The sequence below is a fragment of the Tautonia rosea genome (assembly GCF_012958305.1).
Classification (GTDB): domain Bacteria; phylum Planctomycetota; class Planctomycetia; order Isosphaerales; family Isosphaeraceae; genus Tautonia; species Tautonia rosea.
The window spans coordinates 277920-304690 of sequence record NZ_JABBYO010000006.1; the positions used below are offsets into that span (position 1 = coordinate 277920).

22 protein-coding genes are annotated in these 26771 nt (G+C 62.6%); 11 read left to right on the top strand and 11 right to left on the bottom strand.

Annotated features, from left to right (window positions below; genetic code table 11):
• Positions 1-22: 22 nt before the first annotated feature.
• The 3 genes from HG800_RS12830 to HG800_RS12840 are packed head-to-tail and all read right to left on the bottom strand — an operon-like array spanning position 23 to position 2420.
• Complete coding sequence (locus tag HG800_RS12830) at positions 23-403, bottom strand: hypothetical protein (protein WP_169977020.1); 381 nt, start codon at positions 401-403, stop codon at positions 23-25.
• A complete protein-coding gene (locus HG800_RS12835) occupies positions 403-1830 on the bottom strand; it encodes a DCC1-like thiol-disulfide oxidoreductase family protein (RefSeq protein ID WP_169977021.1) in 1428 nt (475 codons plus the stop codon). Before HG800_RS12835 ends, HG800_RS12830 begins: the two co-directional genes overlap by 1 nt.
• Positions 1818-2420, bottom strand: a complete 603-nt coding sequence (locus tag HG800_RS12840) for a hypothetical protein (RefSeq protein ID WP_169977022.1) — start codon at positions 2418-2420, stop codon at positions 1818-1820. Before HG800_RS12840 ends, HG800_RS12835 begins: the two co-directional genes overlap by 13 nt.
• 416 nt (positions 2421-2836) lie before the next feature.
• On the opposite strand from HG800_RS12840, the gene HG800_RS12845 reads away from it, so the two are divergent.
• The 3 genes from HG800_RS12845 to HG800_RS12855 all read left to right on the top strand — a co-directional run bounded on the left by HG800_RS12845 (position 2837) and on the right by HG800_RS12855 (position 5144).
• Positions 2837-3574 carry a hypothetical protein gene (locus tag HG800_RS12845; RefSeq protein WP_169977023.1) on the top strand — a complete coding sequence of 246 codons (738 nt, stop codon included), beginning with the start codon at positions 2837-2839 and terminating at the stop codon, positions 3572-3574.
• Between the two features lie 231 nt (positions 3575-3805).
• Entirely contained in the window at positions 3806-4666 is an 861-nt protein-coding gene (locus tag HG800_RS12850) for a glycosyltransferase family 2 protein (protein WP_169977024.1), read from the top strand.
• Positions 4667-4859: 193 nt separating this feature from the next.
• Positions 4860-5144: a hypothetical protein gene (locus HG800_RS12855; RefSeq protein WP_169977025.1), complete on the top strand. Its 285-nt coding sequence runs from the start codon at positions 4860-4862 to the stop codon at positions 5142-5144.
• A gap of 928 nt (positions 5145-6072) precedes the next feature.
• Here the strand turns inward: HG800_RS12855 and HG800_RS12860 are convergent.
• From HG800_RS12860 to HG800_RS12885, 6 genes are all read right to left on the bottom strand, one after another.
• The gene (locus HG800_RS12860; protein WP_169977026.1) at positions 6073-7479 is read right to left on the bottom strand and encodes a carbon-nitrogen hydrolase family protein; all 1407 of its coding nucleotides are present in this window, start codon (positions 7477-7479) and stop codon (positions 6073-6075) included.
• Positions 7480-7585: 106 nt separating this feature from the next.
• A complete protein-coding gene (locus HG800_RS12865; RefSeq protein WP_169977027.1) occupies positions 7586-7777 on the bottom strand; it encodes a hypothetical protein in 192 nt (63 codons plus the stop codon).
• Between the two features lie 125 nt (positions 7778-7902).
• A complete protein-coding gene (locus HG800_RS12870) occupies positions 7903-8775 on the bottom strand; it encodes an ExeA family protein (protein ID WP_315852029.1) in 873 nt (290 codons plus the stop codon).
• 27 nt (positions 8776-8802) lie between these two features.
• The gene (locus HG800_RS12875) at positions 8803-9603 is read right to left on the bottom strand and encodes a CpsD/CapB family tyrosine-protein kinase (RefSeq protein ID WP_169977028.1); all 801 of its coding nucleotides are present in this window, start codon (positions 9601-9603) and stop codon (positions 8803-8805) included.
• The gene (locus HG800_RS12880) at positions 9590-10057 is read right to left on the bottom strand and encodes a hypothetical protein (RefSeq protein WP_169977029.1); all 468 of its coding nucleotides are present in this window, start codon (positions 10055-10057) and stop codon (positions 9590-9592) included. The genes HG800_RS12875 and HG800_RS12880 overlap by 14 nt, the downstream gene beginning before the upstream one ends.
• Before the next feature lie 363 nt (positions 10058-10420).
• The gene (locus tag HG800_RS12885; RefSeq protein ID WP_169977030.1) at positions 10421-12004 is read right to left on the bottom strand and encodes a hypothetical protein; all 1584 of its coding nucleotides are present in this window, start codon (positions 12002-12004) and stop codon (positions 10421-10423) included.
• A 606-nt stretch (positions 12005-12610) separates the two neighbouring features.
• Between HG800_RS12885 and HG800_RS12890 the strand changes: the two genes are divergently transcribed.
• Complete coding sequence (locus HG800_RS12890; RefSeq protein WP_182830368.1) at positions 12611-13393, top strand: hypothetical protein; 783 nt, start codon at positions 12611-12613, stop codon at positions 13391-13393.
• Between the two features lie 175 nt (positions 13394-13568).
• Here HG800_RS12890 and HG800_RS12895 read toward each other — a convergent pair whose 3' ends face one another.
• A complete protein-coding gene (locus HG800_RS12895) occupies positions 13569-14615 on the bottom strand; it encodes a MerR family transcriptional regulator (RefSeq protein ID WP_169977031.1) in 1047 nt (348 codons plus the stop codon).
• A gap of 557 nt (positions 14616-15172) precedes the next feature.
• Here HG800_RS12895 and HG800_RS12900 point away from each other — a divergent pair.
• Positions 15173-16678 carry a matrixin family metalloprotease gene (locus tag HG800_RS12900; RefSeq protein ID WP_169977032.1) on the top strand — a complete coding sequence of 502 codons (1506 nt, stop codon included), beginning with the start codon at positions 15173-15175 and terminating at the stop codon, positions 16676-16678.
• 295 nt (positions 16679-16973) lie between these two features.
• A complete protein-coding gene (locus HG800_RS12905) occupies positions 16974-19883 on the top strand; it encodes a hypothetical protein (protein WP_169977033.1) in 2910 nt (969 codons plus the stop codon).
• 651 nt (positions 19884-20534) lie between these two features.
• Here the strand turns inward: HG800_RS12905 and pyrE are convergent.
• Positions 20535-21107 (bottom strand): orotate phosphoribosyltransferase, encoded by a 573-nt coding sequence (pyrE, locus tag HG800_RS12910; RefSeq protein WP_169977034.1) that lies wholly within the window; start codon positions 21105-21107, stop codon positions 20535-20537.
• 492 nt (positions 21108-21599) lie between these two features.
• Between pyrE and HG800_RS12915 the strand changes: the two genes are divergently transcribed.
• The 5 genes from HG800_RS12915 (at position 21600) to HG800_RS12935 (ending at position 26760) form a co-directional block, all read left to right on the top strand.
• Entirely contained in the window at positions 21600-22523 is a 924-nt protein-coding gene (locus HG800_RS12915) for a MerR family transcriptional regulator (protein WP_315852030.1), read from the top strand.
• 23 nt (positions 22524-22546) lie between these two features.
• Positions 22547-23545 carry a sigma-70 family RNA polymerase sigma factor gene (locus HG800_RS12920; protein ID WP_169977036.1) on the top strand — a complete coding sequence of 333 codons (999 nt, stop codon included), beginning with the start codon at positions 22547-22549 and terminating at the stop codon, positions 23543-23545.
• A gap of 175 nt (positions 23546-23720) precedes the next feature.
• Positions 23721-24713: a site-specific tyrosine recombinase gene (locus HG800_RS12925; RefSeq protein WP_169977037.1), complete on the top strand. Its 993-nt coding sequence runs from the start codon at positions 23721-23723 to the stop codon at positions 24711-24713.
• Positions 24714-24833: 120 nt separating this feature from the next.
• Positions 24834-25646, top strand: coding sequence for an ABC transporter permease (locus HG800_RS12930; protein ID WP_169977038.1), 813 nt, complete (start codon positions 24834-24836; stop codon positions 25644-25646).
• Between the two features lie 37 nt (positions 25647-25683).
• Positions 25684-26760: an AI-2E family transporter gene (locus HG800_RS12935; RefSeq protein WP_169977039.1), complete on the top strand. Its 1077-nt coding sequence runs from the start codon at positions 25684-25686 to the stop codon at positions 26758-26760.
• Positions 26761-26771: the final 11 nt, after the last annotated feature.

A 26771-nucleotide genomic window follows, 5' to 3' on the forward strand; every position in this document is an offset into this window, starting at 1 on the left:
GAGAATCAAAAGAAAAGACGCGTCAATCCATTCCGTTCCAGGTGTCATCCGGCTCAGGTTCCGTCCTTCGCTCGATCACCTTGAACGTCTCGCCCGGCAGGGCAGCGGGGCCTTCCCACTCGAAGGTCCGCATCGGCTGGCGAAGCCCCTTCGGCTCGTAATGCAGCAGACCCCGCCGATCGGCGCACGGCAGGCAGAGCCGTTCCTCGGGAGAGTAGAGAAACACCTCACCATCCGCCAGGCGATGATAGGCGTCATCTCCCGGCGCCATGCTGTGGCAGAATTCCCGCTCGCTGCCGATTTTCAGGCCAACCCGCCAGCCGGGCTCCCTCAAAAAGACGCGGGGGACCATCGGCTCCTCGGGGCCGTCTTCAGCGTTCGGAAGGTTCGGGTCGCGGATCATCAGCGGGCCCTCGGTTTCTCGGGTCGATTGGACGGCCTCGGGCTTCCTTTCTTCGAGTCGGCGCCTTTCGGCCGTGATTCCCAGGCGGGGTCACGATGCCGACGCCTCGACACCGCCTCGTAAAGTGCCTGGCCCACGGCCGAAACACCCGGCAACCCGCCCATCAGTCCCAGTGGCCAGAGCAAGGGCACGCGGCGTGCCACCGCTACCACCGCCGGGAATCCCGACCGGACCCGATCGCCCGGCCCAACGCTGTGCACCGATTCCAGGCAGGCCCGCTCGTCCAGCAACGGATGCACCGTCTTCACATCCATTGTGGTCACGTCGATCCAATCGACCATCCGTCCCGGATCGGCCGCGCTGCCCATCGCCACCGAGGTCCGACACCGACCGCACGCCCCATCATACAGCACCGACAACGGTTCCGGCTTTGTCCCTGTCACGAGGCTTCGCAGCCAGGGGCCGGAGACAAACGCCATGTTCGCCACGATCATCGCCAGAGCAAACTCGTACAGCCCCATCGTCACCGCGATCCCCAGGTGCAGGGCGATCGTCAGGCTAATCACCAGCGGTCGAAGCCGCTTCACCCACACCAGCACCGGATAAAGGATCTCCAGCCACAATGCGCCGTGCGAAAAGAGCATCAGGAGCATCGGCCAGCGCGCCAGCCAGGTCAGATCGATCGGCCGGAACTCGGCATAGCCGAGCAGGCTCATGAACGCAAACCCTTCCCACCAGATCGGATGCTGCAGCTTCGCCAGCCCCGCCAATCCATAAATGATGCAGAGATGCACCTGAATCAACCGCAGGCAGAGATTGGCCGCAATCGACCCCTTCGGCCGACCATCTCCGACCGGGCCCTCCAGCGGTGTCGCCGATCGCCCTCGGTTCACCGCCTCCCTCGTCCCCTTCAACCGCTCGAAGAACCGATCGAGCGACACCGCCCGGCCGCTCGCCCCCGTCACCGCCAGGTACAACGCCACCATCGAGGCCGCCTGATCGAACCCGAAGACCATCACCGGCGTCCGCCGCACCGTCGACACCACGATCAACCACGTCAAGACCGCCGTCGTCCGGCTCCACAGGCCGACCGTGAACAGGAGCAAGACCACCAGGCACCCGACATACGCCGGCACCAGCAGAGCATCAGGCACGATCGCCCAAAGCGACCACGTCCAGCGGTCCTGCTCCAGGTTTCGGAAGAAGCTCAGGGCCTCCGGATCGGCCCAGCCTCCCGATCCGAGAAAGGCGTGCAGATCCAGCCCCAGAATGGTGTAATTCCAGAGCAAGAGCAGCCCCAGACCCAGGCGGATCAGGCCCACCGGCGTCGGGTCGGCCGGTCGAAACAGGAAGGTATTCCAGCCTCGGGCCGTCGCACGGCCCAACTCGGCGAAATAGGCCGCCGGCCCGGTGATCAATCGTCGCACAGGTAGACTCCAATGCGCTGGCGATCGCCGTAATACCGCCGATCTTCTACGTCAATCGTCCGACCTTCCTCCGCCGCCTCCATCAACTCGTCCGGGCTCGGATTCAGGTGATCTTGCAGGAACAAGATCACCCGTCGACACCCCGGATTCTCCCGGCAGAGATGCCTGCCGTACGAAATCGCCCAACGGCTCCGGCTGTCTCCGGTCGCCGGGTCTCGGGGAGCTCGCCGCACTTCGTCGAACAGGTGATACGCCAGCGCCAGTTGCCGCTGAAACCGCAAGCGAGGCCACATCGACCGATCCGGAATCCGAATTTCCTCCGACCGACCATCCTCGAATTCGAGCAGGGCCGTCACGATCGGCGTCGGCGGCGCCCCGGCCGTGTAGAAGCGATACGAGTATCCCAGATCGGCCACCCGGTAATACGGTCGGAACAGATCCGCCACCGCCTGTTGCAAGGCCGACGACGGCGGCGCCGCCAGGACCGCGGCCAGGACCGCCAGGCCATGCCAGATCACCAACGCCGACACCCCCAGCCTCGCCCAGCCGGGCCATTGCGGCTTGCCCGATCCAGCGTCTTGCTCCGCCATCACGTCGCTCCTGCCTCGCCCCTCGTCCACACCCTTCGAGATCGTCTCCTCCAGCTTACCCGATCCGTAGCGTGCCGACGTCCCCGACCAGCCCCAAACTCCAGAACCGCGAAGGAATCGGGAAACCAAACCTACTTTCCCGATTCGACCTCAATCCGCTATTTTGCCAGAAAAAGGTTGCTCCGCGCGTTCCGGGAATTTAGAATCGCCAACGGAAGCCTCAGACTTTCCGCATTGGGCAGTTTGCATAAGCCGGGAAATTCGTGAGTGGATGTCCTGGAACGCGGATTGCCTTAAGAATTCGGCCTCGTGTTGCTCACCGGTGAATCGCGTCACGAGCCCGACTGCCTCGATCTGATTGGCCCAATCGACTTCGACTTCTCCATCGTCTCGCAACCTCAGGGAGACACATCGCGATGCAGGGTACCATGGTCATGCTCCTGGCCCTCAGTGGGCTGGGCTGCCATCACTCGGTCCACCACACGCCGGTCTATGACGCCTGCTACAGCTCGTGCTACGGCGGATCGGTCGTCTACGACGCCTGCTACGACTCGTGCTACTCGGCCTGCTACGGTGGCGGCTTCACGCAAACCGCGTATGGCTCCTGCTACGACGCCTGCTACTCGTCCTGCTACGACGCTTGCTACACCGTCTCGCACAAGAAGCACGGGGGCCTGTTCTCCTGCTTCGGCGGCAAGGGGCTGTTCAAGGGCCTCTTTGGTCATAAGCACAAGCGAGCCGCGTGCTACGATTCGTGCTATTCGTCGTGTTACGACGCCTGCTACTCAGCCTGCTACGGGCCGACCTATTACGATGCCTGCTACTCGGGCGTGATCCACGCGACCAGCTACGACATGCCGGTCTTTGGCACCTACACGCCGGCCGTGTCTCCGCAGGCGGCCTACGGCTCGCCTCAGGGGGTGATCATGACCACCCCGGGCAAGTCCTCGCCCCAGACCTACGGCAGCGCGGCCCCGGCCGCTCCGGCTGAGCCCGCCCCCGCCGCTCCTGCGGAAGAACCTGCGCTTGAAGAACCGGCCATCGAGGCCGCTCCCCCGGCAGACGAACCCCCGGTTCCGACCGAGCCCCCCACTCCGCCGGTCGGAAACGACCTCGACTTCGGCGACCTGCCGATCGACGATCCGAATACTTGATCGGCCGACTTCCTCGGGCCGGGCAATTGCGGCCCGACCCGAGGGAACGAGCCTCTGCAACGGCCCAGGTCGCCTCGGTTTCCGGGTGGCTCGGGCCGTTCGCCTGCGCAGCTTGGTCTTTACGAGGCACGTCGTTTTCGGGATAGATAGGTGTCTTGTGTCGGGGTCATCTCCTTACCGCTTGCCCAGGGCCCCGTGTTTGCCACCGGAGTCGTAAGGATTGGTCCCACGATGGAATCGAATCAGCCCACCCTCCCGCAACTGCCCGACAACCCGAGGCTCCGGCTCGAGTGGCTGATGGAGACGCTCGGAGAGGCCAATAGTCGTCGGCTTGGTCTGTTTCGGATTCCCGAGGAGCTGGTCCTCTCGGTCGTCATGCCCGTGTACAACGAGAAGCGGACGATTCACGAGATCCTCCGTCGCGTCCGGGAAACCCCCGTCACCAAGCAAATCATCCTCATCGACGACTGCTCCACCGACGGCACCCGAGAGCTGCTTCAGAGCTGGACCGCCGAGGGAAGCGACCCCCAGCCCGACCTGCAGATCCTCTTTCACACTCAGAACCAGGGCAAAGGCGCAGCGCTTCGCACCGGATTCGCCCACGCCACCGGCGACCTGGTCATCGTGCAGGATGCCGACCTCGAATACGACCCGGCCGAATACCCCCGGCTCATCCAGCCGATCGTCGACGGCCGCGCCGATGTCGTCTTCGGCTCCCGATTCATTGGTGAAACTCACCGTGTTCACCTCTTCTGGCACGCCGTGGCCAACCAGGGGCTCACCTTCCTGTCGAACATGTTCACCAACCTGAACCTGACCGACATGGAGGTCTGCTACAAGGTCTTCCGGCGCGAGATCATTCAGGGGATCACCCTCAAGAGCGACCGCTTTGGCTTCGAGCCCGAGGTCACTGCCAAGGTCGCCCGCTTCCGCTTCCCGGCCGAGGGGGGTCGCCGCGGCCGCAAGTGCCGCATCTACGAAATCCCGGTCAGCTACCACGGCCGCAGCTTCGAGGAAGGCAAGCACATTCGCCCCCTCCGTGATGGCCTCCGGGCCCTTTACTGCATCCTCCGCTATGCCTTTGTCGATTGATCCGAAATTCTTCGGCGGAACTCTCCAACACTCGGCCCGAGTGTTGCCGTACTAGGGAGTATCGGCCTCGGCGGCGAAGACTTCGACCCGCCAGGGCGCCGATCGGAATCGTGGCCTCTTGCCGTTGCTTGCGGCAATCCGGCCCGACGCGATCTGACTGACACCCGATTCTCCCTTTTCGAGATTCACACCGATGACCATGACTCGACTGATCGACTGGATGAAGCTCTCCCCGATGCTCCTGGCCGCCGCCGTTCTCGCCGGCTGCGGTGCCCCTACCGACGAGGCCGCCCCGGTTGACGAGACCATCGGCGCCGAATCAAGCTTCGACGAAGGCGATGTTGTCGTCGATACGTACGACGCCGAAGCCGTCGAGCCTGCTCCGGACCCCGAGGTCGAAGCTCCCGTCACCGAGGAACCCGCCCCGGTGGAAGAAACCCCCGAGCCCGCCCCGGCCGAAGAACCCGCCACCCCCTGAGGTCCGGGACTCCTCGATCGAGGCGAGCGCAACCCGCTCCTGAGTTCGCTCGGAGCGTTCTGTGTCTGAATCCTGCGAAACGGCCCTGGTTGAACAACCAGGGCCGTTTTTTTGCGCTCTTGCCCATCCTTACCATTTTGAGTGACTACGATGGCCTCTTTCTTCGATCATTTCCTTGGGAGCAGGCCGACCCTCGCCGCGATTCCCGGCGCTCGCGTTTTCCAACTCCAACGTGTGGGATTCTCCAATTCTCCCTTCCTCATCCTCTCCCTCTACCCGATCCCCGATCACGGTGGCCAGGATGTTTTGCTCTCCTCGGCCGAGCCACACCGTGATCCGAGCCCCGATGAGCTGACCCCCGTCGTTGCAACGCGATGTCATGGTGCTCCATTCCCCGGACCAACTCACCCCAATTCCCGAAACGAACCTGCGTATCGGGCACAACCTGTTTCTTGAAGATAGGTTCGGTCGATTCAAGTTCGCGCACCGAGCCGCGCACCCAGAGCGCACCCGTCCGGTTTTCCCGTCACTCACCGCCGCGACTTCGCTCCTCAAACCGATCGAGCGCCCTCTCGATCCCCCCGCCGAACTCCGATCGCCCGACCCGACTCGGCTCTACCGCTCGATCGAGTGCACGCCCGCGTGCTCAATTGCCGAAACGAACATGGATTTTCGGCCTAACTCGTTTCTCGAATTGCGATTCCGTTCGGCTGCTTCAGCGCACCGACCCGCGCACACCCCGCGCACCCCCAGGCCACGGGGCGGCCTCGTCGCTGCCCCACAACTCCAACAACGATCGGCAACAACGGCCGAAGGCCTCGGTGCGCACGATTCCCGAAACGAATGGGTGCTTGCGTCGCAAGTCTTGATTTTCGAATGGTTTCGATCAATATCGCTCGGCGCACCGAACCGAAGAACACTCCGCGCATCACGGCCCTTCGGCGGGGAGGCGTTCGGCATCGCTGGCGGGGCGATGGCGTTCGATCTTCGAGCGGAAGTCGCCCAGGCTGGGCCACTCAGTCGGCTGGTTCAGATCCACTTCGGCGATGGCGACCGTTCCCCACTCCGTCGCCTGCTGAAGCACGCTGCCCGATCGGTCGTAGATGGCCGAGATCATCCAGTTCGAGGCGACATCCTCGTAGGTGCTGCTAATCACGAAGACGTGATTCTCGGCCGCTCGGGCCTCGGCCAGGTGCGGGTTACATCCCCAGACGGGCCAGGCGATGACCTCCGCCCCTTGGATCGTCAGTTGCCGGGCGACCTCGGGGAAGAAGCCGTCGTAGCAGATCATCAGCCCCACCTTGCCGAACCTCGTGTCGAAGACCGGATACTCCGAGCCCGGCATGATCCCCGCGTCCGACTCGCCGGGAGGGAGCGTCACCTTGCGGTATTTCCCGACCAGCTCTCCATCAGGTCCGATCAATGTGGCGACGTTGTAGATCAGGTGCCCGTCGCGCTCGACCAGGCCGGCCACAACGTACAGGTCGTGCTCACGGGCCATCCGGCCGAACGCCTCCGTCGAGGGGCCAGGAATCGGCTCGGCCACGTCCGCGAAGGAAAGCCCTGTGCCGTAGTAGGTCAGGGTTTCCGGCAAGACGACCAGATCGGCTCCTTGCCGTGCCGCCTCGGCGATCAAGGGCTCAAACTGGTCTCGCTTCGATTCGGGAGTCGAACCTTCCGACGGCCGGTGATGAATGGTCGCCAGTGTGACCCGACGAGGCGGAAGCGGCTCGACCTCCTCCATCGACACGGCACTCCACTCGACCTTCCCCCCTGGCGCCGGCCACCGCAGGCGAAGCTCGACCACGGCTTGGGTCGCCCCTCCAGGAGCTTGATAAGTCCCCGAGACCTCGGTCCAGCCCTCGGTGTCGGTCGGCCCGTCGGTCGGATGCTCGGCCTCGGCGGGGGGCTGTTTCCAGTGCCGGAGGAACCCCGAAACGAGGGTCCCTCGATCATTGACCACCCGACGGCCCTCGTCATCCTGCCAGCGGATCATCACCACGGCACCGATCCGAGGAACCTGGACCCCCGAAACCCTCCGCAAGGCCCGGAAATGATACGACTTGCCCCCCTCGACCGGGATCGACGCCACCCAGGCGCCATCGAGCCCCGGTCGATCATCGGCCTCAATCACCAGGCGAGGAGCGTCTCCAGGGCCGCCGCCCGATTCCTGACGGAAGTCAGGGCGGATCTCATCTCTCGGCGCCTCGGGTTTCCAGACGATTTCGCTCGATCCCGCACCGACTCCGGCCCGAACCGAAGCCCAGGAGCAGAGCAGGGCTCCCCACATTCCCAGACCGACGACCAGCATCGAGCGCGACCGCAGGGCAATCATGGCGAGGGCCTCCCACCGGCCCGTCGACTTCCCGCCGACCAGAACCGGTCTTCCGAGGCTAACGCTCCCCCAAGCAGCCCCGCAAGTCACTGCCGGCCGCCGATTGTCACCCGACCGGCTCAAACTCAAGGCCCAGCGCGAGCCGAGCGTCTTCGCCCACTCGCTCGATCGTCTCGACCGCTCGATCTTCGACCCGGTCGGTCACCTCGGCCATTTCCGGGAAGAACAGGATGGCACCGAGCACCAGCCCGAGACCCAGCAAGTGGATTCGAGGGTCTGCCAGCACACCAAGAATCATGGTCCACCTCCACGCCGTCGTGGTCGTTACGTCTGCGAGAACCGAATCCCCTTGAGAATTCTAGGATCCGCATCCACGCACGGAAAGGGGAGGTGTTTCGATCGTACGATGGGAGCGGGCCGGGATCAGGCCAGGAGCGGATCAGGGCAGGCATCTCGAACGGCGATGTCGAGGCATCGGGCGTCGGGGCGGTCCAAACCTTCGGCAAAGGCCATCAGGAGGGTCAGGTCCGCCAGCCGGTTCAGGCGTCTCGGCAAGCCCTCGGCGTGCAGATGCATGGCGCTCAGTTGCTCGTCGTCGAACAGCGGGAGTCGGGCTCCAGCCTTTTCCAGGCGACCCACGACGTAGGCCGCCGACTCCTCCTCGGTCATCGACCCGAGCGCGTAGCGGGCGGTCAGGCGATCGGCCAGGCTCGGCGGCAAGGTCAGCAGGACCTCAGGACTTCCCACGATCATCAGACGAAGATCTGGAGGCCCGGCACTGGAGAAGTTCTGGAGCAGACGGAGCGCTTCGAACGTCCCTCGATCGTCGATCAACTGGGCCTCATCGACGATCACCAGCACCGGCTTTCCCCGCGAGGCAGGCCCTGCAAGCTGGGTTCTCAAACGGCGGAGAGTCGCATGAAGGCCCGGAGCCTCGGCACCGGGAACGCGATGAAGACCATCCAGCTCATCGGCCAGGAAGGCGAGAAACTGGGGTGCAGGCATCGCTGGATAGGACAGGTGAATCGTCCGACCGCCGAGCTCCCGGGCAAGGCTTGCGGCCACCACCGTCTTGCCCGATCCGGGAGGGCCGAACAGCAAGACCGGCCCCTGACCCTGCTCCAGGCCATAACGCAAACGCCGGCGGGCCGCGTCCCGGGTCGAGAGCGGTACCAGGACCTCTGTCGAAGTCGATTCGGCAAAGGGCAGGGCGGTCAGGCCGAAATGATCGAGGTACACGAGGAACTCCCGGAACGGTCGCAATCCGTCAGTCAACGGGCCGTCAAGGCCGTCCACCACGCCGGAATCAGGGCGGCTGGTGACTTAGACGAATGTCTCGGCCAGGCCGAGCAGCGGGATGTTCCCGGCGTCCAGCACCTCCCGGGCGCGGAGCAAGGCCCGCTCGCCGGTCAGGGCCCGATGGGTCACGAGCACTGCCGCATCGACCGGACGGTGAAGAACCGCCGCCGAAAGGCCGGTGAACAGCGGGCTACCGTCGATCAGTATCAGATCATACGAACGCCTCAGACGGGCCATCATGCAGGCCCATCCCGGTTCCTGAAGGAACTCTCGGGGGCGAGCGACCGGGCCCCGGAGCGGCAGGATGCTGAGGTTGTCGTCGGGAACCTCGACAATGGCTTCTTCCAGCGGGACATTGTCCAGAACCACATCTTCCAGACCAACTCGCGGTTTCAGGCCGAGCAGTCGGGCGAGCATCGGCCCGCCGAGGTCGCCATCGACGACGAGCAAGCGCTGTGGCCGACGCGCAAGGGCTCGGGCGACGGTCAGAACCAGGGTGGTCCGTCCTTCGGCCCGATGGCAACTGGTGACGAGCAAGACCCGAATCTGATCACGATCTCGGGCCGCGATCAGATGATCGGCGAGGTGCTCGAACCGAGCGCCGTGCTCCCGCTCCAACGCTCGGACGGTGGCCGGCCAGGTCAAGGGCTGCGTCCGACGGCCGGGCACATGAAAGTGAGGGGGGGGAGGGACCGCCCCCGATTCGCCGGGCGAATCGAGCGATCGGGCCTCGACGAGTCGCGAATCGCTCGGCGATCGACTCAGAGCGCGACCGGACGATCCGCGGTTGTACGCGTCGGCCAGGGCCTGATCAAGGTCTCGCATGGCCGTGTTCCTCCTCGCCATCACCGTCGGATTCTCCCGGCAAAAGGTAGCCGGGAAAGGCGACCGGAAGCTGTTCGACCCGATCGTCCAGAAGGGGCGAATCGACCGGGTCAAGAATGGGAACCTCCAGCTCGATCCCGAAGGGTTCGGAAACCGGGGGAAGCTCGTCTGCCACCTCGACCTCGGCCGTCGCGGACTCTCTCGACCAGACGGCAATCGCGGCCGAGACTGCGAGCAAGCCCATGAGCATCGTCAGCCCGACCAGCCGAACCTCTCGCCGGAGCCGTCGCCGAGGCTTAACGCTGGAGACCGGCCTCCTTGGGTTGACTCGCGAGCGATGAGGCCCCGAACCGGGCAGCGTGGGGACCTCGATCAAGACCGGAGGAGCGACCACCCGGGAAGACGCCGATCGCGTGCTCACGGTCGTTTCGCGGACAAGGGGGCTTCCGATCATCGGCGTGGCTCCGGTTGGGGGGCGTCGAGGTCGGTCCCTGTTCCGGTTCGAAGGCGAGCCGGAGCGGTTCGGGTGATGGTCTGGTTTTCATCCCCTGGTTTCGATGATCGTCCGGCCCCCTGGGTAAACTTGAACGACCATGCCGAGCGTAGGGGCGAATGCGAGTGACCCAAGGGGTTTTGAGGGATCAAGTGGATCGTTAGGTTTTGACGGCCGAGTTGCTTCTGAGCAAATCTCATCATGCGTTCGCGAGTTCCTCAACGGAAACGGCCTCCGTCCGGTCGCAAGGGGGACCGGACGGAGGCCGACGGGACGTTGCAAAGGCATTCGCGGGTCAGCCGGGACCAGAGGGGGCAGGAGGGCTTAGCGAGCGAAAAGTCGAGAAAGCACTCCCCGTCGCGGAACCGGAGCACCAGGCAGATCATTCTGCGGTCCAGAACCTGCGAGGTTGCCAAAGCCGGGGAAACCGCCTCCTGCGGGTCGGCCACTTCCCAGTCCTTCATACGAAGCAACCGGCTGGAACTGGGGAGGCGTTCCTGCCAGGCGTCCCCCAAGGTTGCCGCCATTGGCCAGGTCGAGCGATCGAATGTTCGCCTCGTTGACATAGGGGTTGTGCCCCTGCCAGCGGGTTTCGGCCAGTTCCAGCACGTTGAGCGGGGCATACATCGTGTCCCCTCGCACGGCGATCCAGTCAGACTGATAAGCCTTCGACTGGTCAATCTCACCGTCGAGGCCATAAACGAGCGTGTACTCATAAATGGCCATGCGGGGCTTGGGATCGCTCTCGTTCAGATTCGAGCCGGTGTTGGCCTCGATCTCGACGAGCAATCGGACCGATCGCTCACCCTTGCCCGGCATCGCATAGTAGGTGGTTGTGATCTTGCCGATACCGTGGTTCCAAACCTCATTGGCAGTACCGTTGGGAGGAAAGGCCCTGAGGTTGCCGAGCAACGCCTGGCGACGGCCAACCACATGCTGCTCCAGCATGCGGTGGACCTGAGGGGCAAAACGATCCGTCTCGTCAGTCCCCGGACGAGGGGGACCAGCGGGGATGTCGGTCGCGAAGTCGCCAATCCGATGGTTCAGGTGGTTCTCACCCAACTCTGCCCAGAGGGCTTTGAGTTCATCGCGGGTCAGGCCGGAGCCGGGGGCCGGGACAGGCTCGTTCAACAGAATCGAAGAGACCGCCCCGCCGAGGCAGTGGCCTGGCCAACGGTTGATGTCCTGATTCTGCGCGTAAGAGCTTTCCCAGTTTCGTGCCCGGGTGTTGAACAACTGGTCATATTTCAAGAGGGGAGAGGGCGTGGCGTAGACCGTGCCGTCGGGACCCCTCCAGGTCAGGTCATCGTAGAGGTTTGGGAACCAGGTGGAGGTATCTCCCGCCGCGGGCATGGTTTCCAAAATGCCGTTCGGACCAGGAAGGACAATATCCTTACCGGGGGCAATGTAGCTGCCCGGAGTGGCGACCAGGATATCGTCACCGTTCACATAGGTGGTGTCGACGCGACCGTTGCCGCCGGCCCAGGGCTCGTGAATCGAGTCTCCCTTGGTGGGCCAGTAGTAGAAATTCCAGGGTCTTCGAGCGGCTTCGCCCACCTGGACAAATTTCGTGGTGACGGTGTAGGCATCTTTGGCATCCGAAACGAGGAAGGTGTACCAGCCGTGCTGGTCGCGCCCGACCTCGCCCCCGTTGGTCCGCGGGCGGCCATCAGGGCCGACGATCCGATCGACCTTGCCGTCGTTGACCGTGATCGTCAATTGGCCGCCGTACCGAGTGGGAATGTAAACACCGTAATACCGATCCCCGCGTTGGTCGGACAGAGCGCCGCCCAGGGGAACTGGCTGCACCCGTTCCTGCGGCCCCGTCGCCCAGGACACAGATGGAATCGCCATGAGGGCGATCACGGCCCAGACCGCCGCCCCTCTGAGCCCGTTGCCGATACGCATGTTGCCTCCCATCATTCCCGTCAAATTCCTTAGGTCGTCCCCGACTCCGCCCCGCCGATCCCGAACGAATCCATTCGCAGAATCGGGCGGACGCTCAGCGGCAGTGATTGCTCATTGGGTTTCGGTTCATCCTGAGAGGTCGATCAACGCAATTCTCGAGGCAACGGGGGGGAGATGGAGAACGTTCGTCATACCCCCTAAATTTCCCCCGCTTGTCATCTCTCCCCGATCATCGAATTACCTCATCCGAGGGCAAGTCACGGCCGATACCCAAGGTACCACCCAGACGGAGGAAATCGAGAGGGGCCCTCATGGACGCGGGTTGGGCCGACTCTGTGACACTTAACGATTCCTGCCGTCGTCCCCGAAATCGAGGTGTTCTGAGCGGGAGACGTTCAAAACACTTCCGCCCAGCTTTGGAAGCGAAAGCGGTACAAGGCTGGGTGGCCGAACAGGCCAAGGAAGGCTTGTGACGGTTGAACTCTTTTTGATCGCTCGACGGGAAGGTCGGAGCGAAAATGGAGCGGGGAACTTGCTCACCGTAACCGATCGAGACGTCGACCGGAACGTATTGACTCGAATTACTTTTGCCTCGAGGTTATCGCGATGACCAAGGCTTTGGTCCTAGCACTTGCTCTGAGCAACGTGGGGACCGGGCATGGCGGCCACGAAATGGTTCACGCCAGTGCCCAGGTCGCCCCGGCGGCTCAGGCCCCCGCCAAGGTGTTGCCGGCCCCGCAGGCGCCGGCTAAGGTTGCCCCGGCTCCTCAGGCTCCGGCCAAGGTTGCCCCGGCTCCCCAGGCTCCGGCCAAGGTTGCCCCGGCTCCTGCGAAGGTGATGCCGGCTCCTCAGGCTCCGGCTAAGGTTGCCCCGGCTCCTCAGGCTCCGGTCAAGGTTGCCCCGGCTCCTGCGAAGGTGATGCCGGCTCCTCAGGCTCCGGCTAAGGTTGCCCCGGCTCCTCAGGCTCCGGCCAAGGTTGCTCCGGCTCCCCAGGCTCCGGCCAAGGTTGCCCCGGCTCCTCAGGCTCCGGCCAAGGTTGCCCCGGCTCCTGCGAAGGTGATGCCGGCTCCTCAGGCTCCGGCTAAGGTTGCCCCGGCTCCTCAGGCTCCGGCTAAGGTTGCCCCGGCTCCCCAGGCTCCGGCCAAGGTTGCCCCGGCTCCTGCGAAGGTGATGCCGGCTCCTCAGGCTCCGGTCAAGGTTGCCCCGGCTCCTCAGGCTCCGGCCAAGGTGGCTCCGGCTCCCCAGGCTCCGGCCAAGGTTGCCCCGGCTCCCCAGGCTCCGGCCAAGGTTGCTCCGGCTCCCCAGGTGGCCCCGGCTCCCCAGGCTCCGGTTAAAGTGGCCCCGGCTCCTCAGGTGGCTCCGGCTCCTCAGGCCCCGTACAAGGGCTGATTCGTTTCAAATGAATTGGACGAGTGCTCCGATTCAACGAAGCCATCCGCACTCGCGGATGGCTTCGTTCGTTTCCGGGTGGGCAGAGACCCCCACTGGCCCGGCGATTGGGCAGGGTTCTCGGGCTGAGGATTGAACGTGGTTTGTTGCCAATCCCGTTTCGGCCGAATTCAGTTTACGATGTCAGATCCGTCTGCGAGTCTGGTTTCATGGCATCGTTGGTGTGCCATTCCGAGAACTCCTCAGCCTGTGTGTCATCCAAGGGGTGCCCGGTGGTTTCCGGAGCGATGCAGACTCGACAGTGGTTGTTCTGACGACCTCGGCCGACCAGTTCTTCGAGATATCGGCCGACGTTCGGAATGGCCGGGCCTCGCACAACTCCGAATCCGCATTGTCGGGCAAGCCCCTGATAATTCAGAAGGCTACGACCGCCCACGAAGATCGGGGCACCGTGCAAGCTTTCCAGCTCGTCAAAGCGTTTGCGGATGTTGCGTGAGAGGCTGAGCGAGACTCCCACGGCAACTGGTTTCCAGCGATCGATCCCGCGTTGCACCTCGCGAATGGGCAAGTCTGCACCGAGAAACAGTGATCGCCAGCCAGCCAGCTCCAGAGCCAGACTGAGCATCAAGGCGCCACCTTCATGCCGGTCTCCCTGCATGACGAACACAATGACACGGCCGAGGGGAGAGGAATTAGCTCGCTGAGCGTCATCCACCAGCGCGGCCAGTTTGCGAAGCAAGAACATGGTGGCAAGCCGTTCTTCAACGATCGAACAGTCGTTGCGGAACAGCCGCTCGCCTGCTTCGGTCAGGGCAGGGGTGAGGATGGCATTGGCGATCTCGGCCGGAGCGAGGCCGGTGGTCAGGTGTTCGTAGATGACTTCGGCGGTGCGCGCATCGGCACGCTGGAGCGTGTCGATGAGTTCGGAGGTTCGCTGGCTGGTGACCGGAGGAGTCTGGTCGATCGGTGGCGGCGGGGGATGTCCCGCTCGTGCCTCGGCGATGTGCTGGGCAATGGAGCCACCGCACTGGCAACGCCGGGCAACCTGGCAAATCAGATCGACCTGCTGAGCGGGGTAACGCCGGTGGCCTGACTCGAGTCGCTCGGGCACGGGAAAACCATAGCGTCGTTCCCAGACCCGGAGCGTATGGCAACTCACGCCGCTGAGTTTTGATACGGCCGCGATCGAGTAATGGGCCTTGGAGAGAGGATCGGCCTTCACTCGTATCCGCCTCCCGTGGAGAGGGGCTTGAGATTGAGGGGGGGGCAACTGCAAGCCATCCCTCATCCGTTCTTGCTCATCACAAGCGGTCATTGACCCACCCAGTTGCACCCCTTCCGGATGTTACAGGGTGAGATTGCACAACAAGTTATGATCCGGGAAATCGGGAATCAATTCAAGAACGCCTTTGCCTGGATTCCGATTTTTTCGGGCCCGCCGCCCCAGGATGTGTTGATGCGTGAGTCGGCCTGCGTCGAGGGAAGGGAGACAGGATTCGGCGATTGGCGCTCCACGTCGACGACCGAAAACGGACGTTCCGGTCGAAATTTGCCCTCACCGGCATTAGCGCTTATCCAGGGGAGTGTTGCCCTGAAGCAACATGATTCGCCGTGCACGTTTTTCAAGGCAAGGAGTGAACTAGGTTGCTCTAAGAGGCGTGTTGAACAGATGACAGACGCCGTCGAGTGGGTATCGGAGGTGCCGCCGCGGCGGAGGCCTTGCTCAAAACGGTTTCTCAACGCTGCGTCTTGTTCTTCGGAGACGAAAGGATCACCCTGATGTTTGGCAGCAAGATGCAACCCCATTGCACCGAGCGTCGGCACAGCTCCGCTGGCCGGAAGCCGCAGCTTGAGGGGCTGGAGCAACGCTTATTATTGTATTCGACCCTCGGAGGTCAGTGGGCTTACGGGAGCCGGATTACGTACAGCATTCCCGCAGACGGGACGGATGTGGCTGGTGTTCCGAACCAGATGCACCAGGCCATGGCCGACCGCGGGATCACCGAAGCGCAATGGAAGTTCGCGCTTCGCCGCGCGGCCGCACTGTGGCAGTCGGCTACCAACATCAACATGGCCGAGGTTCCCGACTCGGGAGCCCCGATGGGTGTTCCGGGAAACCAGCAGAATGACCCTCGGTTCGGCGATATTCGCTTATTTGCCAAACCGATGGCGCCCGAGGCATTGGGTCAGGCGTTTTTGCCTCCGCCATTTCACGGGGGCACGCTTGCTGGCGACGTGGTGTTCAATAGCACGTCGACCTGGAACGTCGGCGCGAATTTCGACCTTCAAACCGTGGCGATTCACGAGATTGGCCATTCGCTCGGCCTTGGTCACTCTGAGTTCAGCACTGCAGTCATGTACGACACCTACAATGGTGTCAAGCAGGGGCTGACTTCGGACGACATCGCCGGGATTCGATCGCTGTACGGAGTTCGCCAGCACGACTGGGTCGATCAGTTCCAGAACAACCAGACGCCCTGGTCTGCGGTCAATATTTCCGGGTTAATCGACTCGAACCGGAAGGTCACGCTGTCGAACCTGGATCTCACGTCGAATCAGGATGAAGACTGGTTCTACGTTCAGGCGCCGAGCAATACGAGCGGCGAGATGATCATCACCATGCAATCGAAGGATCTCAGCTCGCTGAGTCCGCGGTTCATGGTTTACAACTCTGCCTTGCAACTGGTGGCCTGGACGGTTGCACCGAGTGCCGGGTCAACCTTCGGAGCGACGATTTCTCTGAAGTTTACCGGGGTTCCGGCCGGCACCGGTCTGTACATCAGGGCGTTGGGTTGGAACGGCTCGAATAGCGGGGTCAACGGCATTGGAGCCTACGCCTTGCAGGCCGATTTCAGTGGAGGTCCGATTCCCTCGGCCATCGTGTCGCCGCCGAACACAACGGTTCTCGAACAGCCGGATCAGGGAGGAGGCTTTATCAATCAGATGATCGCCTCGCCGGCTCAGGCTCGGGTGCCCTGGACTGAGGTGCTGGCCGCGCCTCCGTCACTCATCGCTCAAAACGTTGGGATGCAGGGCCTGATCCATCGCTGGGACGCTCAGCCCAGTCTGGAAGCGTCGTACGGCATCGTTGAGTTCGTCCAGCCGACCCGAGCGGCGGTCGCGCACTTTGCCCGCGCCGCCTTCTCGGGAGGAGCTCCCCTGTGGTTCACACAGGCGATTGACCGGGTCGTGGAACTGGACGACGGCGATCAACTGATGCCGGGCTCTGCGGCTCGGCGCTGGCAGTGGAAGGTGGAGGGGATCGGCCCGGTCGATCTTTCCTAACCGGAATCGCTCCCTTCCGGGAGCGTCTCACGAAGTTCTCCCTTGAGGTCGGCTCCTCTTCGACAGAGGGGTTTCGTGAGAGTCATGTCGCTGCTTTGTGGGCGGAGCGAGTTCCCGCTCGTCCGGAACGTGCCCGAGGTTGTTCGTTCTGGCTCATTGATCGGCAAGCGAGCCACATTATCCCGATTCGCGATCTAAGGTTGGGTGAATGGACCCCGAACGATCGGCTGACGAGTCATCCGACACACTCGCCGAGGGCCGGGAATCAGATGTCGGGGCACGAAAGGCTCTGAAGATGGCATACCAACGAGATGAGCAACGAGCCAGACGTCCGCCGGATCGCCCTCGTGTCGAGGGGCTGGAAAACCGGGTGGCGCTTTCCGGTGATACCTTTGCCAGTTTCAACCTGGCCCCCACCTTCGAGGTGACCAACACCCCTTCGGATCCCATCGGGGACGATTTTGGCGGGGAGTTCGGAGGAGAGGAAACGACCTGGGACGATCCATTCTTGAACCAGCCGCCTCCCGATGGCTCGGGTCTGACCGATCTGTTTTTCCCGGACGGATCGACCGAGGATACGTCACCGATCAACTGGGAGAATCAGGACCCCTGGTTCGATGGGTCCGATCCGACATCGGGCGATGGGGGACCGATCGTCTGGAATCCGACGCCGCCGGGCACGGGCCCGCTGCCTCCGATCCCGCCTCCTTCGTTCGAGTTTCCCTTGCCATCGTCGATCGTGATCGACGGTGTCGATCCGGCCGATGGTTCGGAATGGTCCTCGGGTCAGCTGACGCAACTGGCCGTTCGCTACAGTGTGCCGCTCTCGAACGACTCGCTCGTTTCGTCGGATTTCACGCTGGATCGAATCGGAGCCAACGGGCAATTGCAGCGGATCTTCGGTCCAGCCGAACCGCCGACGTTGCGGCTTGCGGGTGACGGTTCGACCTTGTTGCTGATCCTAGACGAGCCGCTTGAGCCGGGGCAGTACCGACTGACGCTTTCCGGCCATGCTCGGTTTGTGGGAGTGGAAGGCGGGATCTATGACGGTGATGGGACCGACGTGGTTCTTTCCGAGTTTCAGGTGGTCGCGGGAGCCGTCTTGAAGCCGGTCGAGACACCCACCAGTCCGATGGGTCCGAAACTCTCGGATGCGACGCCGCTTGGGACGGTCGGGCCAAACGTGGTGAAGGTTGCCGGATCGCTTGATCTGAACACGGATCCGACCGCCGTTCAGCTGTTTCGGATCGAACTCGGCCCGAATCACTTCTGGAGATTGGGGCTGGAGGTCTCGTCGGGCCGAGTGGGTTCGCCCTTGCTGAGCCGTCTCTCGCTGTTCGATGCCGAGGGGCAGTTGCTCCGTACGGGGACGCTCGGCATGGCCGATGCGCCATCCGATCCTTTCCTATTCGAAGGATTGGTACCGGGGATTTATTATGTCGGCCTCTCGGGAGCGGGGAACAATCCCTCGCTCGGCGGTTACGATCCCGTGACGGGTGCCTTACCGGTCAATCTGCCGGCTCAGCAGGGGGGGGATTATTCGCTCGCCCTGGTGGCCGACGTGGCCGATGCCCTGACTCGGGTGGTTGATGTGACGCTCGATCGGGCCGATCCGGCCGATCCAGTCCCGACCGGATTGACACTCCATTTCGATCAAATCGTGCGATTGGGACCATCGGGAGTCTCAGGCTCAACGCTCCCGGACGGTCCGATCATTCTGGTCGATGCCTCGGGGAAGGTCTGGAAAACGGGGATCGTTTCCACCAACTCGACGGGCTCGTCGGTGTCACTCGTCTTCCATGATCGGTTGCCTCGGGGACGCTACGAGATTCGGCTCGCGGGGACGGGAGGATTGGTCGACCTGGTCGGTCGTGATCCGGTAGCCGAGGGGCAGGAGGCGGGCGTTCTGGGCCAGTTCGAGGTCACGACCGAACCGACGAGCCGTCGTCCGAACGATCTAGGAGTGTTATTGCCGGCGCGGTCGATCGATCCTGTCGAGCACTCACTCTCGGTCTTGCCCGGCTCCTCAAGTACCGTCCGGTTCGTGGTGGCGTTCAGCGCTCACTATTCATTGACTCTCGACGACTCGGACAGCGGGTTGACGGTCGAATTGATTGGACCGAACGGCAAGGTCGATCTCGGGGCCTCACCTGGGACGATTAATGGCGTGCGACTTGAGTTGCATCCGGGTGTCTATCTCCTTCGGATCGTCAATCCGACACGCCGGATCATCGACGGAGGAGTGGATCTTCGCTACACCTGGTCTGTCCTGGACTCGGTGCCGCTTAACGGTGTCGGCCAGGGACCGGCGCTGGGGATGCGATTAGCGGCTCCTGCTGCTGGGTTGCCGCAGGTGGGGTTTGATCCACCTTCGCCGCAAGTCGACCTTGGAATGGGGGAAGTGACGGTCTCTCCGATGTTCCAGAACCCTTCGAACGGGTTCTCCGGAGGCTCGGGCCATCTCGGGGCGACCTCCGAGATGGTGAGTCTTGGGGCTGGGATGCCCGTGAGGCCGATGCTGACTCCCGACACGGCGCCGGTCGGCTTCCCGACCACCGAACCATTGCGGATTGTTGCGATCGACCCGGATCGGGGCGGTGCTCTGGCCGCAACTGCCTCGCTGGCGGAAGGAGCCGAGCTGAGCCAGTTGGTTCCGATCGGCTTCGGGCAAACGGTTGGCCGAGGCGAGATCGAAGCCAGGAGGGTCGGTGGACCGCCGATCCAGCCGAATTCCGAGACCGAAGCTCCTTCGGAACACGCCGAAGCGATCGCCCAGACTCCGAATCCGGAACCGGATCTGCTCAGACCGGTTTCGTCTGAGGCAATCGACGCCGCGTTGGCGATGATGGCGCCGACAAGCCCGTGGCTGTCTCAGCCGCTGAACGCGATGCCCGGAGTCAATCCGGGAGACGGGTCCCTCAGCCCTGGGGAGCTCTCCGATCGGCAAGAGGAGGATTCGGACGAGGATCGTACCGAGGTTTCCTTGATTCGAGCCCTCGGCATTGGGCTGGCTGTGGGCTGGACGGCCCGGGTTGTCTCGCGGCGGCAGCACGAAAAACCGCCGGGTCAGGTTCGCGTCGTGATGTCCGAGTCGGGTGTTCGCGTCGACGAAACTGAATATGAAGAGTCAATCGATGAGTTGATCCGACGCCATCCGGGGTTGCCTACCTCGAATCGAGAGGCTTTGGGAGCGAGAAACCGATAGCCACGGAACCGACCGATGCGGCCGACCTCAACGGCCGTCCCGGCGACCCTCAGGCAATAGGCCGCGCGACGGGCGATCCATTCAGGTCGGCCGGTCAGCGCGGCCAGTTCTCGACTTGAGAACGGTTCGGGAAGGTCTGGGGGGAGCAGGGCTCGCAGATCGTCGGGCATCTGCACGGAGGTCTCGGAAACAATCCGACGCAACCGTCGGTCGAGCACTGTGATTGACCGAACTCGGGGAGCGTGACGGCGGAGTTCGTCGATCTCGACGGCCGTGATCAGGACCTCCAGGTTCGGGTGAGGGAGCAACCCTGCCAGTCCCACCAGGTGCTCGAAGGCGTCGAAGATCAGGCCGCGTTTTGGGCTGAACCGGGCCGAGAGATCTGGACCGTTTCGACCCGATCGACGGACGATCCGCCGGGCGACGACGACCGGAAGTACGACGCGAACCCGGGCACGATCGAGCCATCGCCCGAGCTTCGGCCGCAAGGCCGCCGTCGGCCCGCACTGGACTTCAACGAGCTGCCCGTCGACGGTGATGGCATCGACCCGATCAACGCCGAGGGGAACCTCGACCCGGCCGCCGAGTCCTCCGGCATAGTGCTGCTTCAAGGTGCGGTGCAGGCTCGATTCCATTCGTCTCTGCCTCTCATTACGCCGGCTTGAGGGGCTCGACGCCGAGATCCCGGATGGTCAGCAATGATCGGAACTCCAGGCCGGCCTCGGCGAAGGCCTCGGAAGCGCCTTCCAGGCGATCGAGCATAACGAGGACTCGCGCGACCGAGCATCCCATCGCCCGAACGGCCTCGACGGCCTTGAGCGACGAGCCTCCGGTGGTCGCCACATCGTCAAGGATGGCCACGGTCGATCCCGGTTCAAGCGGGCCCTCGACGAGATTGCCAGTGCCGTGCCCCTTAGCCTCCTTTCGCACCAGGAAGCCTCGAAGCTGGGGCCTCGCCCCCATGCCCGCCGCGGCCAGAGTAGCGCCGACAATCGGATCGGCCCCCATCGTCAAGCCTCCCACGGCGTCGACCTCTGGGACTTCGTCGAGCATGGCCAGCATGCCCGCCCCGACGATGGCCGCCCCCTCGGCCGAGAGCGAGACGCGCCGGCCATCCACGTAATAGTGCGACGATCGGCCACTGGCCAGCGTGAATTGCCCGAGCTTCAGAGCGTCTCGCTTCAACAAGGCAATCAACCGCTCGCGATCCCAACCGCTTGCCATGGCTCCGGCTCTCCCCTTGGCAGCATCGTTTCGAGAAGAACGTGCTTCCCAGTGTCTCGACGCCACGTCGGCCCCAGACATCTCGCCGCCAAAGCATAACGGCCGGGCCGATCGGGGACCAGCCGACCAATTTTTCATTCATTTCTGAATTTTCCGACGAAACTGAACAAATGTTCGGCGGGGGACGAACAGATGAGTAGACGACGAGGAGCCGCCGATCCGAGCCACAGAGGAACCTCCCCGGAGGTCACTTCGGCGAGACCGGAAGGAAATTGCGTGATCAACGAGTGACCGGTCTGGACGATTTCAAACCGGCCAATAGGTGAAATCGTTCGCGAAAACCGTTCAAACCGTCCGATCATCATCGAGAATTGTGAAGTGCAAGGAGGAAAACTCTCGAAATTCGAACTAGCCTCTTGTGCTGGGGACGGTTTCAGCATAAGATGAAATCGTTCAAATCGTCCAAACGAAATCGCTCACTCGGTTGGTGCCGTGGTTGACATTCTTCTCAAAACCCAACAGTTGGCCGATTTGCTGAACGTGAGTGTCAGCTCGATCAAGCGTTGGGTGAATCTGGGAGAACTGCCGGCAAAGCGAACGGTAGGGGGGCATCGGCTGGTGCCCCTCTCCGGCGCATTGCAATTTGCCCGCGAGCGAGGCTTACCGACGGATCGTCTGGTGCGTTTGGCGTCGGAGTCTTCGGAAGAGGAGATGCCTCCGACGTCCGAATCGTGCACCTGGGAAGAGCTGGTAACCGCTCTGAAACGTGGTCGGACCGCTTCGGCACGGAAGCTGCTCATTCATGCGTACACAACCCTTGGCGGAGCGGTTGCTCTGGCGGACGATTTCATTCGGCCCGCCATGCAGGCGCTCGGTCATGACTGGGAGCGGGGCGCACTGGACATTTATCAGGAGCACCGTGCGTCTCGTATCGTCGAGTCGGCGTTGCTGGAACTGGTTCGGACGCTTCCGGCACCCTCGGAAGACTCTCCCCTGGCCATCGGAGCGGCACCAGAGGGGGACCTTTACACTTTGCCTGGCCTTCTGGCCGAGCTTTCGCTGCGAGAGCTGGGGTGGGACGTGGTCAATCTTGGCCCGAACCTTCCCTTGGCCTCGCTGGCCCGAGCGATCCGAGTCCAGCAGCCCAAGCTGGTCTGGATTTCCGTGAGCCATTTGGAGGACGAAGCGACGTTCCTCCACGATTATCAATCCTTTTATGCCTCAGTCTCCAGGACGGAGACTGCGGTGGTCCTGGGTGGGTCGGGGTTGACTCCCGCCTTGAGGGCTCGTGTGGTTGCTGCCAGTTTCGGCGACCGCATTGCCCATCTACGGGAGTTTGCCAGGCGACTTCACTCAACGGACATGGGACCAAATGCTTTTGGATCGATGGATCGCCCCAGTTCGACCCAGCCCTGAGGAGCCCCGACAGGGGTACAGCCATGCGTTCGGCACGACAGATTGGCGAGACGGATGGTTTTGCGGGCCTCGATAGCGCCGTCACCCGAGTCCTCGCTCCGGCCGAGGAACGTGAATTGCTCCGAGAGCTGGGTGATTGTAAATCGAAACTTGCGAAATCGATGGCAGCGATTCCCGAGTTTGCTCCTCCCGAGGGAACTCCGGACAATCCCCAGGCGATGGCGGTCTACATTGCAGCCACCTGCACTCAGGACCCTCAACTCGAAAGCCGGCTTGGTGCCGTCTTCCAGCGGTACAAGGAATTGCGATCGAAGCTTGCTCTGGCCAATCTGCGGTTGGTCGCGCATGTCGCCAAGCGGTTTCGAGACCGGGGCGTCTCGTACGGCGACCTGATGCAGGAAGGATTTTGCGGTCTGCTGGAAGCGATCGATCGCTTCGACCTGAATCATGAGACGAAGCTGGCGACTTACGCCACGTGGTGGATTCGGCAGTCGATGCAGCGGGCCGTGGCATCGGGGGCTTATCCCGTGAAGTTGAGCCCCAGGCATCTTCGGCAACTCGCTCAGAATCAGGATGATGTGGGAGGTCGTGTTCCGGGCGAGGATGACGGAGCTATCGAACAGGCTCCAGCCAAGTCGTCGGGTGGTCATGGTCCCTCGGCCGAAATGATCCGCCGGATTCACGCCGCGACCCGTCCGACGATCTCGCTCGACGCGACGATCGATACCGACCGGAGCTTTAGTCTCCTGCAAACGATGAGCGATCCCGACTCGGATCGGACTGACGACGTCGATACGGACGAGACGATTTCGCTCTTGCTTGACTCACTCCGGCCTCGCGAGCAGCAGGTCCTGGCGCTTCGGTTCGGCCTCGGAGGCAAGCAGCGGCTCTCGCTCAGCCAGGTGGGTAAGGTGCTGCAGGTGTCGAAGGAGCGGGTCCGCCAGATTCAGGACCGAGCTCTGGAGAAGCTTCGGGCGGTCGCCTCGGAGCACAACCTGGCCGATGCCCTTCCGGTCGGTTGAGCGACATCGCTCGTGAATCTGTTGTCATTTCAGGGAAAAGGAGGTCGCACTCATGACCTCCTTTCTCATTATCTCGGTCTTGGCTTCAAGCGAGCGTGATTCTCGGCCGATCGACTCCTGATGACGGCTGCTCCTTGTGTTGCAGCCTGAAGTTGCAGGGGGTGATGGATCGTCGATGAACGCTGAACCCGAGTCGAAGCGGAAACGTCCGCCCAATGTTCGATTGTCCCGAGACGCGGACCCACTCGGCCCGTTTTTGCACTTCTTGATGGCCGAGTGCCGGGTTTCGCCGAACACGTTGGCGGCGTATCGGGCAGATATCACGAAGTTCTCCCGCTGGCGATCACAACATGCACCAGGACCGCTGGCTGCGATTGGCATCGGTACCTTGGCCGGTTATGTCGATTACCTGGGCTTGATGGACCTCGCGCCTTCGAGCATCTGCCGGCACCTGGCGAGTTTGTCGACCTTTTTCCGGTTCCTGGTCGATGAAGGTCGCCTTTCGGAGAATGTGGCCAAGCTGCTGGTTGCCCCAAAACTTTGGGAGCGATTACCGACGGTACTGGGTCCCGCAGCCGTGGAAACGTTGCTGACGACCCCGAGTCCCGACTCGCTGCTCGGTCGTCGCGACCGGGCGGCCCTCGAAACCCTTTACGCGACGGGCTGCCGGGCCTCGGAGGTGACATCGCTCCGGCCCCACGATGTCGATTTCCACTTGGGCACCGTCCGTTGCATTGGCAAGGGAGACCGAGAGCGGGTTGTGCCGATCGGGTCCCGAGCGTTGGAGGTCCTGGAGACCTATCTTCGGAGTGATCGTCCCCGTCTGGTGTCTCGATGCCCTGAGACGGAAACGGTGTTCGTGGCCCGATCGGGTCGGCCGCTGTCTCGAACCGGGCTCTGGCGGATCGTAAAGACGCATGCCCTGGCGGCCGGATTGCCGACCCGAGTAAGCCCCCATACTCTGAGACACAGCTTTGCCACCCACCTGCTGGCAGGTGGGGCCGATTTGCGTGTCGTTCAGGAAATTCTGGGTCATTCGTCGATCGGAACGACCCAAATCTATACGCGCGTCGAGATCAGCCATCTGCTTGACGTGCATGCGCGTTGCCATCCGAGAGGGCAAGCGGCGAAGCGTGGCGATCAGGGTGAGGGATCGAAGGCCATCTGACGGCTTGCAGCGCGATCGTCGATCGGGGATTCGGAGGCGCCGATTTTCGACGGTCGGTTCTGGTAGAATCGGGCCGAGTGTCCGGAAGTCCCCGATCCTCCCGAGGCCGACAGACCTTTCATGAGCGGAGCGCTGCGTTACCTTCGGCTGTATGCCCAGCTTGCCCGATACACGCTGGTTCGAGAATTGTCGTTCCGAGGGAATTTTCTGGTGAAAGTGTCGGTGGAGGTGCTCTGGCTGGGCATTCTGCTGGCCTTTTATCGGGTCGTGTTTTCGAAGACGAGTGTGATCGCGGAGTGGTCTGAGCCCCAGTATTTGTTTTTTGTTGGCTGCTACTTCGCCATGAACGGCCTGCTGGAGACGCTGTTTCTGGAGAACTGCAACGAGTTCGCGGAACTGGTACGCAAGGGGGATCTGGATTTTCTGCTCCTCAGGCCGATTGATGAGCAATTTTTGATTACATGTCGCCGCGTTGACTGGTCGACCGCGCCGAATGTGTTGATGGGTGTGGCGGTGATGGGGCTTTCGCTCGTGAACCTGGGCTGGACCTTCGACCCGACCCGGGTTGCAGTCTTTCTCTTGATGTTCGGCTGCGGGGTGATGTTGGCGTACAGTTTCATGGTGCTATTGACGGCCACGGGCGTTTGGCTGGTCAGAAATCAGAGCATGATGGAATTGTGGTGGCTGTTCAGCAGCCTGACGCGCTACCCACGAGAGATTTATCTGCGCGTGACCTGGGCCGAGCCGATTGGCCTGTTCTTCACGTTCATCGTGCCATTCCTGCTGGTGATCAATGTGCCTGCGGAGTCGATGGTCAAGATGCTTGACTGGCGACTGGTAAGCTTTACGCTGTTGGCCACGGCTGCAAGTCTGTGGGTGAGCCGACAATTCTTCCGTCGAGCCCTGCGATCGTATCGGAGTGCGAGTAGTTAAGTGGACCCGATGCGCTCCCATCTCCGAGGTGAGACTGATGAGTGATCGCCTGGCCTGGCCGAAGTCGACGGGCCTCCTGATCAACCTGGCGGCGTTTATCCTGATCATCGCAGGAATTCGGGCCTCGGCCGAGCTGATCGTGCCGTTCTTGCTGGCGCTCTTTCTGGCGGTGATCATCACACCGAAGATTGATCAGATTGCCCGGTGGGGGATGCCGCGTTGGGTGGCGGTGGCACTGGTGACCCTGGTTGTCAGCGTCATTCTGGTGCTGGGTTTGGCGTATGTCGGGGTCTCGCTCAACGAATTGCTCTGGAGACTTCCGCAGATTCAGCGACAGTTGTACACATTGCGCGAAGAGATGTTCGACAAGCTTGAGTCTCTTGGTCTGCCAGTCCCTCCGGAGCGGAGCGAGGGAGCGATTTTCGACCCCGCTTACGGGGTTCGAATGCTCGGGGGTCTCCTGGCGGGGATGAGCAATATTTTCAGTAACGGTCTGATGATTCTCATTACCGTAGCCTTCATCTTGCTGGAATCAGGAGGATTTCCGGCGAAGATGCAAACGATTTTCGGTTCGGACAGCCCGGCGATGAACCGGAGCTTGAAGATTCTGGCCGACCAGCGGCGCTACATGGTGATCAAATCCTGGATCAGTGTGGCAACGGGGATTCCCGTGGCGATCGGTCTAGCATTGATGGGGGTTGATTATGCGGTGCTCTGGGGGGTGCTCGCGTTTCTGCTGAACTTCATTCCGAACATTGGGTCGCTGATTGCCGCGATTCCGCCGGTGATGCTCGCCCTGGTGCAGAACGGCATTCCCGTGGCAATCGGGGTGGTGCTGCTGTTTCTGGCGGTGAACTTCGTGATTGGATATCTGGTCGAGCCGCCGGCGATGGGCAAGGGCCTGGGAATCTCGACCCTGGTGGTCTGGATCTCTCTGATTTTCTGGGGATGGGTGCTGGGCCCCGTGGGCATGTTCCTTTCGGTCCCGCTGACGATGGCGTTGAAGATCGTCCTGGAAGGCTCAGACGAGACTCGGTGGTTGGCGATTCTGCTCGGCCCGCCCAGTGCGGCCAAGGCCGAGCCGGTTGAAATCGAAGGCGGTACACCGTCCTGATCAGAGTGAAG

What these genes read in the sequence shown, in the direction of transcription:
- HG800_RS12830 (WP_169977020.1), bottom strand. Translation starts at nt 403, where the DNA reads ATGATCCGCGACCCGAACCTTCCGAACGCTGAAGACGGCCCCGAGGAG.
- HG800_RS12840 (WP_169977022.1), bottom strand. Translation starts at nt 2,420, where the DNA reads ATGGCGGAGCAAGACGCTGGATCGGGCAAGCCGCAATGGCCCGGCTGG.
- HG800_RS12845 (WP_169977023.1), top strand. Translation starts at nt 2,837, where the DNA reads ATGCAGGGTACCATGGTCATGCTCCTGGCCCTCAGTGGGCTGGGCTGC.
- HG800_RS12850 (WP_169977024.1), top strand. Translation starts at nt 3,806, where the DNA reads ATGGAATCGAATCAGCCCACCCTCCCGCAACTGCCCGACAACCCGAGG.
- HG800_RS12855 (WP_169977025.1), top strand. Translation starts at nt 4,860, where the DNA reads ATGACCATGACTCGACTGATCGACTGGATGAAGCTCTCCCCGATGCTC.
- HG800_RS12860 (WP_169977026.1), bottom strand. Translation starts at nt 7,479, where the DNA reads ATGATTGCCCTGCGGTCGCGCTCGATGCTGGTCGTCGGTCTGGGAATG.
- HG800_RS12865 (WP_169977027.1), bottom strand. Translation starts at nt 7,777, where the DNA reads ATGATTCTTGGTGTGCTGGCAGACCCTCGAATCCACTTGCTGGGTCTC.
- HG800_RS12875 (WP_169977028.1), bottom strand. Translation starts at nt 9,603, where the DNA reads ATGCGAGACCTTGATCAGGCCCTGGCCGACGCGTACAACCGCGGATCG.
- HG800_RS12880 (WP_169977029.1), bottom strand. Translation starts at nt 10,057, where the DNA reads ATGATCGGAAGCCCCCTTGTCCGCGAAACGACCGTGAGCACGCGATCG.
- HG800_RS12885 (WP_169977030.1), bottom strand. Translation starts at nt 12,004, where the DNA reads ATGCGTATCGGCAACGGGCTCAGAGGGGCGGCGGTCTGGGCCGTGATC.
- HG800_RS12890 (WP_182830368.1), top strand. Translation starts at nt 12,611, where the DNA reads ATGACCAAGGCTTTGGTCCTAGCACTTGCTCTGAGCAACGTGGGGACC.
- HG800_RS12900 (WP_169977032.1), top strand. Translation starts at nt 15,173, where the DNA reads ATGTTTGGCAGCAAGATGCAACCCCATTGCACCGAGCGTCGGCACAGC.
- HG800_RS12905 (WP_169977033.1), top strand. Translation starts at nt 16,974, where the DNA reads ATGGCATACCAACGAGATGAGCAACGAGCCAGACGTCCGCCGGATCGC.
- pyrE (WP_169977034.1), bottom strand. Translation starts at nt 21,107, where the DNA reads ATGGCAAGCGGTTGGGATCGCGAGCGGTTGATTGCCTTGTTGAAGCGA.
- HG800_RS12920 (WP_169977036.1), top strand. Translation starts at nt 22,547, where the DNA reads ATGCGTTCGGCACGACAGATTGGCGAGACGGATGGTTTTGCGGGCCTC.
- HG800_RS12925 (WP_169977037.1), top strand. Translation starts at nt 23,721, where the DNA reads ATGAACGCTGAACCCGAGTCGAAGCGGAAACGTCCGCCCAATGTTCGA.
- HG800_RS12930 (WP_169977038.1), top strand. Translation starts at nt 24,834, where the DNA reads ATGAGCGGAGCGCTGCGTTACCTTCGGCTGTATGCCCAGCTTGCCCGA.
- HG800_RS12935 (WP_169977039.1), top strand. Translation starts at nt 25,684, where the DNA reads ATGAGTGATCGCCTGGCCTGGCCGAAGTCGACGGGCCTCCTGATCAAC.